Annotated in this window: 10 protein-coding genes; 2 read left to right on the top strand and 8 right to left on the bottom strand. The window is 64.0% G+C overall.

All coding sequences use genetic code 11. The annotated features are described in order from the left end of the window. From I2H31_RS08580 to I2H31_RS08565, 4 genes are all read right to left on the bottom strand, one after another. The gene (locus I2H31_RS08580) at positions 1-2,844 is read right to left on the bottom strand and encodes a glycosyl hydrolase (RefSeq protein WP_196292615.1); all 2,844 of its coding nucleotides are present in this window, start codon (positions 2,842-2,844) and stop codon (positions 1-3) included. A gap of 443 nt (positions 2,845-3,287) precedes the next feature. Beyond that, positions 3,288-4,421: a glycoside hydrolase family 88/105 protein gene (locus tag I2H31_RS08575; RefSeq protein WP_196292614.1), complete on the bottom strand. Its 1,134-nt coding sequence runs from the start codon at positions 4,419-4,421 to the stop codon at positions 3,288-3,290. Between the two features lie 141 nt (positions 4,422-4,562). Then, the gene (locus tag I2H31_RS08570) at positions 4,563-5,792 is read right to left on the bottom strand and encodes an oligogalacturonate lyase family protein (protein WP_196292613.1); all 1,230 of its coding nucleotides are present in this window, start codon (positions 5,790-5,792) and stop codon (positions 4,563-4,565) included. A gap of 319 nt (positions 5,793-6,111) precedes the next feature. Continuing rightward, the gene (locus tag I2H31_RS08565) at positions 6,112-7,584 is read right to left on the bottom strand and encodes a TIGR04222 domain-containing membrane protein (protein WP_196292612.1); all 1,473 of its coding nucleotides are present in this window, start codon (positions 7,582-7,584) and stop codon (positions 6,112-6,114) included. A 271-nt stretch (positions 7,585-7,855) separates the two neighbouring features. Between I2H31_RS08565 and I2H31_RS08560 the strand changes: the two genes are divergently transcribed. Together I2H31_RS08560 and I2H31_RS08555 are read left to right on the top strand one after the other, a co-directional pair. Beyond that, a complete protein-coding gene (locus I2H31_RS08560) occupies positions 7,856-8,563 on the top strand; it encodes a DUF4328 domain-containing protein (protein ID WP_196292611.1) in 708 nt (235 codons plus the stop codon). Continuing rightward, positions 8,560-9,009 carry a DUF4174 domain-containing protein gene (locus I2H31_RS08555; RefSeq protein WP_196292610.1) on the top strand — a complete coding sequence of 150 codons (450 nt, stop codon included), beginning with the start codon at positions 8,560-8,562 and terminating at the stop codon, positions 9,007-9,009. The genes I2H31_RS08560 and I2H31_RS08555 overlap by 4 nt, the downstream gene beginning before the upstream one ends. 185 nt (positions 9,010-9,194) lie before the next feature. Here I2H31_RS08555 and I2H31_RS08550 read toward each other — a convergent pair whose 3' ends face one another. From I2H31_RS08550 to I2H31_RS08535, 4 genes are all read right to left on the bottom strand, one after another. Beyond that, the gene (locus I2H31_RS08550; RefSeq protein WP_196292609.1) at positions 9,195-11,108 is read right to left on the bottom strand and encodes a DUF294 nucleotidyltransferase-like domain-containing protein; all 1,914 of its coding nucleotides are present in this window, start codon (positions 11,106-11,108) and stop codon (positions 9,195-9,197) included. A 140-nt stretch (positions 11,109-11,248) separates the two neighbouring features. Next, positions 11,249-11,971, bottom strand: coding sequence for a 3'-5' exonuclease (locus I2H31_RS08545; protein ID WP_196292608.1), 723 nt, complete (start codon positions 11,969-11,971; stop codon positions 11,249-11,251). Positions 11,972-12,144: 173 nt separating this feature from the next. Further along, positions 12,145-13,179 carry a LacI family DNA-binding transcriptional regulator gene (locus tag I2H31_RS08540; protein ID WP_196292607.1) on the bottom strand — a complete coding sequence of 345 codons (1,035 nt, stop codon included), beginning with the start codon at positions 13,177-13,179 and terminating at the stop codon, positions 12,145-12,147. Positions 13,180-13,278: 99 nt separating this feature from the next. Continuing rightward, positions 13,279-14,334, bottom strand: a complete 1,056-nt coding sequence (locus I2H31_RS08535) for a UDP-glucose--hexose-1-phosphate uridylyltransferase (RefSeq protein ID WP_196292606.1) — start codon at positions 14,332-14,334, stop codon at positions 13,279-13,281. Positions 14,335-14,424: the final 90 nt, after the last annotated feature.

The raw sequence follows: 14,424 nt of genomic DNA, 5'->3' as shown, positions 1-14,424 counted from the left end.
CTACTGCGCCGGCGCGCCCACCGAAGCCGGCGTGAGCGTGACCGGACCGAGCAGGCCGGACTCCTGCGGCGCCCACTTCTCGGCGGTGAAGAGGCCGTCGGCGCCGCGGTTTTCCTTGAGCTTGGCAGCCATGTTGATGTTGTAGAAAACCTTCCAGTCGACGTGGCTGCGGTCCAGGTCCTCGATGCGGTTGGCCATGAGGTTGCTCACCGTCACGGTGAGGGTGTTGGTGGGTTTGAGCTGGTATTTGGGCAAATACACCTGGTACACGGGGCCGAGCAGGGTGGCCACGAGCTGGCCGTTGAGCTGCACGCGGGCGCTCTGGGCCACGCGGCCCAGGTTGAGCAGCCAGCCGTCGGCAGGGCCTTCGGGCATAGCGAAGGTGGTGGTGTAGGCCGCGGTGCCGGAGAACTTCTGGCCCGCCTCGCCCGCCAGCGTGGTCCAGGAGGCCAGGTCGCGCACCTGCTGCTTGGCCGGCAGCTCCGGGCCGCCCATGAGGAAGCTCAGGTCCCAGGGCGCCGCCAGGGGCTGGGGCGCGGCGGCCAGGGTGTGGTAGGGGTAGCCGGGGCCGGTGGCAGCGGCTTCGTTGGTGTCGAGGAGGCAGGTTTCGCCGGGGGCCAGCTGCACGTACACTTCGGGGGTGCCCTGGGCGGTGGCGCGCACGGCGGCCAGGCCGTTTTGCTCGGTCATGGGGTTGTAGAGGGCGGCCGATTTGGCGGCGGTGGCCAGGGGCACCCAGGCGGCTACGGGCTGGTCGCCCCAGTTGGCCAGGAAGTAGGTGTGGCCGCCCGCCCGGCCGCGCCGGATGAACTGCAGGCCGTTATCGACCAGCGTTTCGCGGCGCACGCCGGCTTTGGCCAGGAGCTGGTCCACGTCGGGGCCCAGCAGCACGCGGCCCTTGCCCACGGTGGCCTGGCGCACGCCGCCCTGGGAGTCTTTGAACTTGAACTGGGCCAGCAGCTTCTGGAAGTTCACGCGCCGGTTTTCGAGGTTGCCGAGGCCGGGCACGTCGGCCGGCGTTTGGTTCTGAAACAGGATGGTGGCGCCGTTGGTGGCCAGGCGCAGCAGCTGCTCCAGGGTGAGGAGCGGCATGAGGTGGGCGTCGGGCACCAGCAGGGTCTGGTAGCGGGCGCCGCCGCTGGTGGCGAGGGCGGCGCCGGCGTTTTTCACGTCCAGCACCTGCTTGTCGGAGATGAAATCGTAGCCGTAGCCTTTGGCCAGCAGCAACTCGCTGGTGGCTTCTACGGGCAGGCCCTTGAAGCCGTGGTCGATGCCATCGAAGTGTTGCAACAGCACCTTGCCGGGGCGGGTGTAGGCGTCGGACTGCGGCAAATACAGCAGCACGTCGTTGCTGGGCTGGCCGGCCTGCAGGAAGCTCTGGCAGCGGGCCGTGTATTGGTTCAGCTTGCCAAAATCCGTCCAGAAGGGGTTTTGCGGGTTGAACTCCACGGCGGCGTAGAACAGCCAGCCGGGCCACTTCGCGGCCGCCGGCGAGTAGGCCGTGCCGTGGTAAAACACGTGGTTGACGCCGCCGAGCAGCATGCGGTCGACGGCCTTTTTCACGTCGCTCAGCTTGCTCAGGAAATGGTCATTTTCCCAGGTCGCCGTTTCGGCCGAAGTCAGCGGCTTGCCCGCGACGTGCGCGGCCGAGGAGGCGAACTTGATGCGCGTGAGGTTTTCCCCTTCCGTCTCGGGAATGTCGGTGGCGGCGTACAAATCCAGGATATTCGCCGGCGAGCCGTGGGCCTGGTTGCGAATCAGGGCGTCGTGGGTTTTGGCCCAGGCGCCCCAGGTTTGGGTGTAGTTTTCGAGCAGCAGCTCCGACACCGTTTCGCGGTAGTCGGTGAGCACGCGCTGGTTTTCGTCCGCGCTGGCTTTGCCGAACAAGGCGGGCAGGTGCTGGCGCAGGTCGTAGCCCCGGCGTCGGCCAAATTCGGCGAACAGCTGCGGGGTCCAGTTGGCCTCGCCCTGGGCGTCGTCCACCTCGTAGGAGTCGTTGAAGAAGGCCCGAATCGGCTTCACGTTGTGCCCCACAAAGGCCTTGTCGAAATGCGCCAGGTAATGTTCCGTGGCCGGCTTGGAGAGGTGGTCGATGACGTCGCCCTCGCCGCCGGGGCCAGCGCGCTCCACCTGCTTGCCGTGCCCGCCCTGAAACAGCGCGTACAGCGTCCAGGTGGCGCCGGCCGGGGCCGTCCAGGCCAGCTTGCCCTTGGCGTCGACTTTGGCGGTGAGGTCTTCCGTAGCGCCCTGGTCCGAGTACGCAATCAGGGCTTGCAGCGGCAGCGGCTTTTCGAAGCGCACCTGGTCCAGGGCCAGGGCTTGCAGGTTTTTGTTGGCGGCCACGGGGTCGGCCAGCTGCTTGAGGTCGACTTTGTGGCCCACGGCGTTGGCAATGGGCTTTTGCATAAAGGCCACCGGCTCGGCCAGGCCGGCGCCGCCTTTCACTTCGTAGGTTTTGTAGGCCACGTACTTCGAGGCATCGGCCGGCGTCACCCAGGGCCCGCCGAAGGGCCAGCCCGAAGCCTGCGCCACGTCGATGCCCAGCCCCAGGCGGCCCGCCTCCGTGAGGGTGTGCGTGAGCATGTCCATCCACTTCGGCGAGAGGAAATCGATGAACTGGCTTTCGGCCCCCTTCACGCCGTAGATGGCCGTGATTTCCAGGCCGCCCAGGCCGGCCTTGTCGTACTCGGTGAGCAGGCGGGTGAGGTCGGCCCGGTTCACGGCGCTGCCCTGCCACCACCAGCGCGTCCAGGGCTTGGCTTGCTGGGTGATGGCGGGCCATTTGGGGGCTTGTGCCTGGGCCGTGAGCGAGGCCAGGAGCAGCAGGGCGAGGGTGCGTTTCATGTAATTGTTCTGGCGGGCGCCTCTCCCGGCTCTCTCCTCAACGGCGAGGGGCTGCTACGGAAGCGGGCGGTTTTTTCGTGGCTCCAAAGCGGCGCAATGACACATTCCGCCGTCGGATGTATCGTTGTGCAAGGGCGTTGTATCATAACTACTGGCTGATATACCATAACACACCTGCACTGCACCATAAAGCAGCACCGGATATACCATAACACATACGCGTTGTTCCATAAAGCAATGCCGGATGTACCATAACGCATCTGTGATGTTCCATAAAACAATGCCAGATGTATCATAACACACATATGATGTTCCATAAAGCAATGCCGGATGTACCATAACACACCTGTGATGTTCCATAAAACAATGCCGGATGTATCATAACACGGGTGCGTTATGCCATAAGCAGGTGCCGCTTGTCTCGTTTCGCGTCGGCCGGCGGCCTACTTCAGCTTGTAAACTTCGCTCCCCGCCAATAAAAAGCAGCCCAGTCCGTAGTCCTCGAAGTCCGGTTTGCTGGTGTAGCTCACCGGCTGGCTGTCTTTGGGCTCCTTGCCGGTGCCCTGCACGTAGCCCAGGAAGCCGTCTTTGTGGATGCAGTCTTTCACCATGCCCTGCCAGGCTTTGGCGATGATGGGGGCGTACTGTTGTTTGTCCAACAGGCCGTGGTTGAGGCCCCAGGCCATGCCGTAGGTGAAGAGGGCGGTGCCGGTCATCTCCTTGCCGCCGAAGTGCGTAGGGTCGTGCAGGCTCACGTTCCAGAAGCCATCGGGGCGCTGCAGGGGCGGCAGGGCCTGCATCATGGCCCGGTACATCTGCTCGTATTCGGTGCGGTGCGGGGCGTCTTGGGGCAGCACCTCCAGCACGCGCACCATGGCGGCCACCACCCAGCCGTTGCCGCGGCTCCAGTAGCAGTCTTCGCCGTTGGGCTCCTGGTACGGGGGCACAAAGTCCTTGTCGCGCCACCAGAGTTTGTCCTGCGGGTTATACAGCCCATTGCCGCCGTGCCGGGTTTTCGAGTAGGTGTAGATGCGGTACATCTTCTCGTAGTAGGCCGTGTCGCGGGTTATCACGCCCAGCTTGGCGAAGACGGGCATGGCCATTTGCAGGGCGTCAATCCAGTTCCAGTCGTCGATTTTGGGGCTGTTCACCATGTTGTCCACGGCGGCCTTGATGTCGTGCAGGCGTTCCGGCTTGGGGTCAATCTGGTAGAGTTCCAGGTAGGTTTGGCCGGCGCACTGGTTGTCGGCGTTTCGGTCCGTAGTGCCCCGCCGGATGCCCCACTGGTGCTGCTGGCCCCAGTCCACGGCGTAGTCGTAGTAGCGCGCCTGCTTATCGGTGCGGTAGAGGGCCAGGAGGCCTTCGTAGTACACGGCGCGCGTCCAGATGTGGCTGGGGCGGGTGGCGTTGGTCACGATTTCCTTGCCCGTATCCGGCCACTTCCGCATGAAGTAGTCGTTGGTCAGGGTCATGGCCTTGAGCACGGCTTTCGGCTTGGGGAGCTTCTGGGCAGCGGCGGGCAGGGCCAGCAGCAGCGCGGCGCCGAGGAGGAGATGGAGGGGAAGTTTGAGGGGCATGGAGTAAAAAACTTTGCTTGCACGGTCATGTCGAGCTGGTCGAGACATCTCGCCCGGGGCAGTAATCAACGGATTAGGGGCGGCACGCGAGATGTCTCGACCAGCTCGACATGACCGTTCTGTTTGTGACCGGACAAAACCTCAAATCGCCGACTTGGCAATTTCCACGGCGTACACCTGGGCCTGGCCCTCAAAGTTGGCCCGGAAAATCAGCCATTTGCCGTCGGGCGAAAAGTGTACGTTGGGCTCCAGCTTGTAGTCGTGCATCTTGAGGTTGGCCAGTTTCTCGGACCGGAAATGGTCGCCTTCGGGCGTGAACAAGTAAATCCAGTGCCCTTCGGCCGACTTGGCCACGGACGTGGGGTAGCCGCCGTCGCCGGCAAAGGTCTTCTCGTCGGCCGCGCTGGTGTAGTGCACCGACCACTCGTCGCGCGTCAGGGCGTAGGTTTTCTCGCGGCCGGTGCGCAGGTCGGCGCCCGTCACGGCGAAGGTGACGCCGCGCGGCTTCTGGTGGTCGAACCAGATGGTTTTGCCGTCGGCCCCGAACCACTCGTGGCCGGCAATCTCGCGGTCGAGCGTGCGCTTGTGAATGAGCTGCACGGCCTTGGTTTTGGTATTGATGGTCCAGATGCGGTCCACTTTTTCCCAGGGCCCTTCGTGGCAAAACAGCAGCAGATTGGGCTCAGTGGGCGAAAACTGCACGTGGTTCAGCCAGGCCTTGTCGGTGAACAGCTTGGTGAGGTGGCCCTTGCCGTCGGCGCTCACCGTGAAAAGCGTGCGCGGCAATTTGGCTTCGTAGATGCGGGTAAAAAAGTCGTGCTTGGCCGGGTACTGGCGGTAAATCTCCTTCTCGGCGTCGCTGCCCCAGGCCCCGCCCAGCTGGCTTTCGTCGGCGTTCAGCGTGGTGATGTCGGCCTTGAAATCGGCCGGGAAAACGTAGACCAAGCGCGTCTTTTTCGAGTCGAGGTGGGTGGCGTACACCGTGTCGCCGGTCTGGTAAAACACCTCGCGGCGCTTGCGGCCCACTATTTCGCCGTGCACCTTGGCGAAGGGCCGGGTCAGGGCTTCGGCCTGGTGGGTTTTGAGGTTGAGGACGTAGAGCTGCTTGCCGGCGGGCGAGGTGTGGTAGTACACCATTTTGTCGCCGGCCGTGCCCAGGCTTTTCACGAAGGGGTTGTTGTGAAAGTAAAAGCTCTCGTTGGCGCCGTCGAGGGCGGTGAGGCGCACGATTTTGTGGCCGGTGTCGGCGTCAATCCACTCGGCGGCGGGCATGGGCTTCTGGGCGCCGGTGGCCAGCCGGGTGGTTTGGGCGTTGCTGCCGACACTCAGCAGCAGGCCGCCAAGCACGGGCAAGTAGCGGTTGGTTTTCATGGGTGGGGTTGGTAGGGTGAGGGCACGGCCTTTCGACAAGACCGGAACAGGCATTGCGGAAAGGCACCGCAAGAACCTGGGGGCCCGGCGCGCAACCTTCCTGTACTCTTCGGTGAATGGCCAACGCGGCGCCGACCGCTCGGCTACCGAATGGCGCCGCGCCCGCCTTCGGCTTGCTGCCAACACCTTCTTGCCCCAGGCTCCGGCCTGAGGCTCGGATTTTATTTCCGATGCCAACCCGGGCCGCAGGCCGAAGCCGTGCCGCGCACCGGGCGGCGAGCCCGGCCCTGTGCTGCTCTGGCCTTTTTGTTCGATGTGCTCAGCTGCCGCACCCGCCGCAGCCCCCGCAGCCGCCCCCGCCGCAGCCGCTACTGCCGCAACCCGAGCCGCCGTCGCTGCCGCCGGCCGGGGGCGGGGGCGGCAGCAGGCTGGCGGCCACCTCCGCCATGCCAAACCGCTCCAGCTCGGCCACGCCGAAGAAAGCTACCGATACGGCCACCAGCGGCCCCGGCGTGTCGGCCCGGTGGTGGGCTACCTGCGCGGCGCGCACCTGCGGAATGAACTCGCGCAACAGGCGCTCGCCGCAGCCGGTGGCCCACACCGCGTAGGCCTTGCGGCTGCTCCACACCGCGCCGCCCAGGGCCAGCAGCGACAGGCACAGCAAGCCCACGGGCCGGTCCCGGCTCAGGCCCACCCCTGTTTTGGCCAGGCCGAAGAGGCCCAGCCCCAACGCGCCCAGCACTGGCAGGCTATTGATGCGCCGGCGCTCGGCGGCGGGCAGCAGCAGTCCTTTGGCTTTCAGCGAGTCATCGAGCGCCTGCAGCGCCCCAATAGTGGGACCGGTGGCCTGCTCGCGTAGCGCATCCAAATCCTTTGCACCCGCGGCGCCCATCAGGTTCCAGACGGCAAGTTCGTAGGGCTCGGTGGGCGGGGGCGCGGCGGTGCGCTTGATTTTACGCTCGGGCACCAGTTCGGCTTGGCCGGTTTTGAGGAGGGCGGCGAGGGCACTTTCGGCCACCAACCGGCCCCCGCCGGCCAGCCGGGCCAGCTCGTAGATGCCGAGCGGGGCGCCGGTGTACTCGCCTTCCGGCCCGCGCCCCCGGTGCCGGGCCCACAGCCCCAGCAGCCCCAGCAGGAAGGCCAGGCCCCAGAAAAGCGCCAGGAACTCAGCACCGTACCAGTTCAGCGGGTTCAGCGGGGTGCGAGCGCCGCAGCCCACCAGCGCCAGCGCCGCCAGCAGCCCCAGCCCGCCGCGCCAATCGGGCCGCCCAAACGGCCACCGCAGCCGCGGCAGCAGCCAGTACCGCCGCAGGCTCACGCGCCGGTAGTGCGGGGCCTCGCCGAAGCGCACCGCCGCCACGGGCCACACATCGGCCGGCGGGGCCGTGCCAAAGGCAGCCACGTAGGAGCGCAGCGTGCGCGCGTACCAGTCCTCAAACTTGTGGCCCTCGGCCGCGCCGCCCCTGGTGGGGCCGTGGTGCAGCGGAAAGCTCAGCACCTGCCCGCACAGCTCGTCCCAATACGAGCGGGTGTACACCAAGTGCAGGTGCCAGGCCTGGTCCACCTCGTCGGAAGGCGTGACCGGGTGCCCGCAGGTGGCGGCCAGAAACAGGAATTTCCGGTACTCCAGCACCACCCGTTGGGCAAAGGCGGCCGTCCAGCCGTTGTCGCGGGCCAGGCGCTTGGAGAAGGAGAATGAAGCCCCTCCGTCGAGGTCCAGGGCTTGTAATCGGGCCCAGAGTAGGGCCGGGGCTGCGTGGTTCCCTGCAGCGCTTTCAGCGATGTTTTTCAACGCCTCAAAGGTAAGAAGGCGCTAAAACAACTTTTCCGAAAACCCTCTCCCCGAAGGGCCTGGAAACAAAAAGATAATATCAGCCCTGCCGCCTAGGCTGGCGATGGGACGACATCGGGAACCACACTGGCGGCCTTTATCCCGGCGAAGCGGCTAGCGCAGCGCAGCCCGAAAAAGCCTCCCCTGCTCGTTGCTCACCAGAAAAGCGGAATCGGACGGCCACAGCAGTTGTTTGTTCCGTTCTTGCGCGCTACGCCCAGCCTTTCCTGCAATGTCGAACGACGTTTCCTTGCCCGCACAACTACTGGATAACCGCCGCCGGATGCGCTTTGCGCAGGGTGGCCAATGGGTTCGCGGCGGCTTGGCGCTGCTCGGGGTCGTTGCGTATGCGGTGCAATACCACCTCCTGCGGCGGGTGCAGCTGGGCCAGAAGGTGGCTGCCGGCACAGCCGATGCCATCGACGGGGGCGTGCTGGCGCTGACCGTGGGGCAACTCGTGGTCATTATCGGGGCGTTTGTGGGCCTGCTGCTGTGGTTTTACCGGGCCTACCAAAACGCCCACCGCCTGCCCCTGGCTGACCCCAACTACCCCGCCAGCATGGCCGTGTGGGGCTGGTTTATTCCGGTGATAAACCTGTGGTATCCCTACAAAATAATGGCGGAGCTGGGCCATTACCTGGGTGGGTTCATCAGTCCTCGCAACACCATCACCAATCCCCGCTGGGACTACGCGCTGGTGGCCTGGTGGGCATTGCACCTGATTATCCTCGTGTTTTCTAGGGTCACCATGTCGTCCGCATTCACACCCACCGAGGCCAGCCCGATAGAGGACTTACTGCTTTACAGCCGGCTTCTGATGGCTGCCGAGACGCTCACAGCCCTGAGTGCCGCCGCGACGCTGACGCTGCTAAAAACCCTGGCGCCGCACGAGCGTTTTCTGTTCGCCGCCTCCACCACGGCGCCGGCCCCTACGGCATGAAACGCTTCGGCAAAAACCTGATTACCGGCATGGCCGCGCTCGTGGCGTTTGCGCTGCTGAGCACGCTCATCGCCCAAACCCCCAAAGCCATGAGCCTGGAAAAGACCCTGCGCGAAAGCCGCTGGAAAAAGCGCGTGCTGCTGGTAGCGGCGCCCAATGCGCAACAAGCCGACTTCCAGCAGCAACAGGAACTTCTGGCTTCGCAAAAAGCCGCTTTGGCCGAACGCGACTTCCTGGTGCTGCCGGTGCTGTACGAGCAGCTTTCGGCCGCCGACCAGCAATTTCTCAAGCGTGAAATTGGCGTTCAGCCGCCCGCTTTCGCCATGGTGCTCATCGGCAAAGACGGCGGCGTGAAGGAGAAAAGCAGCCGGCCCATGAAGCCGGAAAACCTCTTCGGTACCGTGGACAAAATGCCCATGCGCCGGCAGGAAATGCGGAAGCAGTAGTACCAGTTATTGCGAGCGCAGCGCGGCAATCCATCCTGGTTTCTGCGACTAGGCTTGAGGCGTGACAAAACCTCAATGAGAAGCCCCGGCACTACGCAGTGCCGGGGCTTCTCACTTCGGAAGGTGTCTGGTTCTTAAAGGACGGATTGCTTCGCTACGCTCGCAATGACAGACGTACCTTGCTCCTACCCCAACGACTTGGTGAAGCCCACCTTAATCTTGAGCTGGAAATCGGAAATCACCTTGAAAATTTCCTTCAGCGTCACCTGCTCTACTTTGGTCAGGGTTTTGGGGTCGAGGTAATTGTCGGGCGCCACGTTGTCGCTGATGATTTGGGCGGCTTGCTTTTTGAGGCGCACGCCCATGAGGTAGTAGTAGGACTGCAGCAGCTCCTGGGTTTCGCGCTCCGTGAACACGCCCGCGGCGCGCAGGGCGGCGAGGCGCTCGCCGGTGTTGGTGGCAAAAATGCGGTGCCGCAGGGCGTACATGCGCACCAAATCGACGATGGGCGACATGGTGCGCTTGAGGTTGAACACCTGCTGCGTGCCCACGGCAAAGGTGCGGATGTTGCGGAAAAACGTGAGCGGCGGCTCGTATTGCAGCGCGTTCACGGCCATATAGTGGAAAAACCGGTCGCGCGGCTTGCGCAGCTCAGCGGCCAGGAAAACGTGCAGCTCGTCCATGATTTCGGCGTCGCCGTAGAGGTAGCGGCAGTCGAAGGAGGCCGCGAACTGCATGCCCGACTCGGGGTTCGATTCGGTCATCCACTCCACGTAGTTGCGCTTCCAGTGCGAGAGCGAGTGCGTCCACTTCGGGTTTTTGGCCATGAAACCGCCCTCACAGTAGCTGAAGCCGATGGCGTGGAGCTGGTCGCTCACCATCTCGGCAAACTGCAGGAAGTAGGCGCGCACTTCGTCGCGGTGCTCGTTGGCCTTGTCTTCGTAAATAATAGCGTTGTCCTGGTCGGTGAGCAAGGTTTGCTCCTGGCGGCCCTCGCTGCCCAGCACCATGTACACGAACCGGGCCGGCGGCGGGCCCAGCTCGGCAATGGCGCCCTCGATGAGCTTGAGGGCAATGGTGTCGGACACAGTGGTGATGACCTGGTTCACGATTTCGGGCTTCACGCCGCGGTTCAGGAGCTGGTACACCATTTCCGGCACCTGCTCCCAGCGGCGCTTCAGCTCGGGCACGGCCTGGGCCTGCTTCACGCTCTGAATGAAGATGAACGGCGACTGCGCTTGGTCGTCGGTCAGCAGCTTGTTGCGGCTCAGCGAGCCCACGTATTCGCCGTCGGTTTCCACCAGCAGGTAGCGCGTCTTGGTCCGGAACATGAGCAGGATGGCCTCGTGCACGAAGGCCCGCGAGCTGATGCTGACCACCGGCGCCTCCACGATGGTTTCGACGGGCAGGCGGGCGTCGGCCAGGCCGGCCACCACCTTGTCGCGCAGGGTGATGTCGGTCACGTAGCCGATGATGTGGCCGTCCACGTCGGCGTTGGTGATGAAGTAGCAGCTGGTGCGGGCGGCGGCCATGCGCCGGGCCACTTCGTGGATGGGCGTGTAGGCGGCGCACACGTCCAGGGGCCGCATTTCCAGCGTCTCGATGCGGCGCGAAAACAGTTGGTCCGAGGCCAGGTAGTTTTCGCCGCCGCCGCTGGCCGGCCGCACAAAGTGAGCGTACTCTTCATTGAGCATGCGCTGCCCGTAGCGCGCCGTGAAGAAGTGGAAGAACTTCTCGTAGGCCTTGCACAGGGCCCGGAACTCGCGCCGGTGCAGGAAGTACACGCGGGTGTCTTTTTTGGCTCGCACGGTGCGCAAAGAGCGTTTTTTGTTCAGCAGCACCGAGATGCCGCCGTAGCATTCGCCGGCCCGGCTGTGCTCAATCACGCGCGGGTTCTGCTGGCTGTCGTAGAAAAACGTCTCGTACTCGCCCTCCACAATGATGTCGATGCCGCGCAGCTTGGTCACGTCCTGGTAGTAGATGATGGCTTCGCGCGGGTGGCGCACTTCCTCCAGGGCCTCGGCCACTTCGGCCAGCACCTCCTCGGGTAGCAGGTCGAAAGGCTTCACGGTGCGCAGAAAATCAAGTTTTTCGGACATGGTTGGAGTGTTCTAAAACGTCATGCAGAGCGCAGCGAAGCATCTTGCCCGCCGCCGCTAATTCTGTTACTTGAATTACTGCTGCGGTAAAGATGCTTCGCTGCGCGCTGCATGACGGCCTTTTTTGTGCATTCCGTTATTTACCTAATCAGAAAAAAAGCCAGCAACAGCAGCGCCACCGTAGCCAGCAGCAACCAAGGCGCCACGCCGATGCGCAGCCGCTTGCGCCGCAACGTGACGGGGCGCGGTTCGGGCACGGTCACGGGCGTTTGGCGGGCCACCGTTTCGTCGGTGATGAGGCCCTGGCGGCGCATTTCGAAGTAGCAGCGGGCGGTGGCGCGCACGTCCACCAAGGCATCGTGGGCGTTTTGCAGGGGCTCGTGAAAAAGGCGTTGGTACAGCTCGCCCAGGCGCAGAAAGCCCTGCGTGGGGTGGCGAACCAGCGGGCTGGTGGCCCGCATGGTGCAAAAGGTGGGCAAATCAACCAACGGATTTTTCATCCCGGCGCGGTGGAAGCCCACGCCCACCATGTGGAAATCGAGCTGCATGAAATGGGCCACCACCAGCGGCTTGTAGTGCAGCAAGTCGCGGTGCAGGCGCTGCATCACGGCGTGGCGGGGCCGGCCGTTGGCGCGCAAAAAGTCCACCGTAAGGCCGTGCACGCGGCCCGACTCCGGGCTCATGTCGTAGTCGCTGGGCTGGATGTAGTGGTTTTCGGCCTTGATTTCGCGGCCGTCGGGCGTGCACACCACCCAGGCCAGCTGCACAATGTGCGGCCAGTTTTTGCGGCTGGCGTAGGGCTTGGTCCAGTCGCGCGGAATGCCCGAAGTTTCGGTGTCGACGAACAGCAGGTAGTCTTTCACAGCGCGGTTAACGGTGAACAATCGGCCCGGAGGCACCCGTCATGTCGAGCTTGTCGAGACATCTCGCGTGCTTCGCTGCAATCGATAGAATTACTCAAGCACGCGAGATGTCTCGACAAGCTCGACATGACGGGCATTTTGCTCGTTTCTTTTTTCCTCTTCCACCCACCTTCCTACGCCTCCTGCCGCCGGCCCGACGACTCGCGCATCAGCAAGTGGGGCTCCAGCACGATTTTGCGGGGCGTCAGGCGCAGGCTGGTTTCCTGCACCATTTCCAGGAGCAGGCGCACGGCGGCGCCGCCCATTTCCTCGCATTGCTGGTCGATGGTGGTGAGTTGCGGCTCGGTGAGGGAGGAAAACGTTTCGTTGCCGAAGCCCCCCAGAGCCACATCGTGCGGCACCCGCAGCCCGTGCTCCTTGAGGGCCTGCAGGGCTCCCACGGCCGTAAAATCGCCGGCCGAGAAGATGGCATCCGGGCGCTGCGGCAGGGCCAGCAGCTGGCGGATGCTTACCGCCCCGTCGGCCAGCGACATGTCTTTGGACAGCACGACCAGGTCTTCTTCCACGGGCAGGCCGGCCTCGCGCAGGGCTTGGCAGTAGCCCTCGTACCGGTCTTTGTAGATGTTGAGGTGCTGCGGGCCGCCGAGGTGGGCAATGCGGCGGCGGCCCTGGGCCAGCAGGTGCCGGGTGGCTAGGTAGCCGCCGTGCTGGTCGTCCACTACCACGGCGCTCACGTCGCTGCCGTTGAGGATGCGGTCGAAAAACACCAGCGGCATGTTGCGCTGCCGCACTTTCTCGAAGTGCTTAAAGTCGTGCGTGGTGCGCGCCAACGACACCAGAATGCCATCGACCTGCGCGTTTATCAGGGTTTCCACGTTTTTGGCTTCGTGGGCGTAGTCCTCGTTGCTCTGGCAAAGCATCACGTTGAAGCCGGCCTGGTTGGCCACCGCCTCGACGCCCTTCACCACCAGCGCAAAAAAATGGCCGTCGATGTTGGGCACAATCACGCCCAGCGTGTTGCTGCGGCCCTTGCGCAGGGCCGCGGCCAGGTGGTTGGGCTGGTAGTTGAGCTGCTCGGCCAGTTGCCACACCCGCTGGCGGGTGGCTTCGCTGATGCGGGAATGCCCGCTCAGGGCCCGCGATACTGTGGAAACGGCGAGGTTCAGCTCCTTCGCAATGTCAGAAATAGAAGCGTGTTTGAGGGCCAAGGGAACAGAAAGCTGATGGGGCGAAACGGGAGCGGCGGGACTGCAAAAGTAGGCCTTTCGCCCGGCCAGACCTCACCCGACTGTTATCATTCTAAAACCTTATTCGCCCGCGTCTTTGTAGTGCACTTCGGACTGCTCGCGCAGCCGCCCGGCGCTGAATTCGGGGGTCACGTCGCGCTGTGGGTCGCCCAGCATCTCGTAGCCCACCATGAACTTGCGCACCGTGGCCGAGCGCAACAGCGGCGGGTAGAAATGCATGTGCAGGTGCCATTCCGGGTGTTCCTGGCCATCCGTCGGGCGCTGGTGCAGGCCGGCCGAGTACGGGAAGGAGATGCGGAACAGGTTGTCGTAGCGAATGGTGAGACGGCGCACGGCGTCAGCCAGGGCGTCGCGCTCGTCGGGCGTGAGTTGGGTAATGTCCTGCACGGCGCGGCGCGAGATGATGATGGTTTCGTAGGGCCACACGGCCCAGAACGGCACCAGCACCACGAAATGCTCGTTTTCGAGCACCACCCGCTCCTGTTTTTCCAACTCAATTTTGAGGTAGTCGCTCAGCAGCGTGCGGCCGTGTTCCTGAAAGTAGGCCAGTTGCTGCACCGTCTCCTTGGCGGGCTCGCCGGGCACGGTGCGCTGGGCCCAAATCTGGCCGTGCGGGTGCGGGTTCGAGCAGCCCATCATCGGGCCTTTGTTCTCGAAAATCTGCACGTAGTTGATGTCGGGCCGCGCGCCCAGGGTCTGAAATTCCTCCACCCACAAATCGACCACTTTCCGGATGGCGGGCACCGTCATCTGGGGCAGGGTCAAATCGTGCCGCGGCGAGAAGCAGATGACGCGGCAGATGCCCGATTCGGCCTCGGCGCGCAGCAGGCCGCCTTCGTTCACGCCGCCGGTGGGCACGTCGGCCGTCAGGGCCCCGAAGTCGTTGTTGAAGACAAAGGTCGACTCGTACTTCGGGTTCACCTCGCCGCCCACGCGGCTGTTGCCGGGGCAGAGGTAGCAGGTGGGGTCGTAGGCGGGGCGCTGGTCCTGCTCGGTTTCTTCCTGCTGGCCCTGCCAGGGCCGCTTGGAGCGGTGCGGCGACACGAGGACCCATTCGCCGGCCAGGGCGTTGAAACGACGGTGCGGGTGTTCGGTGGAATCGAAGGAAGCGGACATGGAGTTGGGTGGTTTTTAGCAAGAACGTCATGCAGAGCGCAGCGAAGCATCTTGCCCGCCACCACTATTTATTAACGTTTTCACGATGGA

Origin of the sequence: Hymenobacter ruricola (assembly GCF_015694525.1) — a bacterium.
GTDB classification, from domain to species: domain Bacteria; phylum Bacteroidota; class Bacteroidia; order Cytophagales; family Hymenobacteraceae; genus Hymenobacter; species Hymenobacter ruricola.
This window is presented reverse-complemented; position numbering and strand designations above follow the sequence as displayed.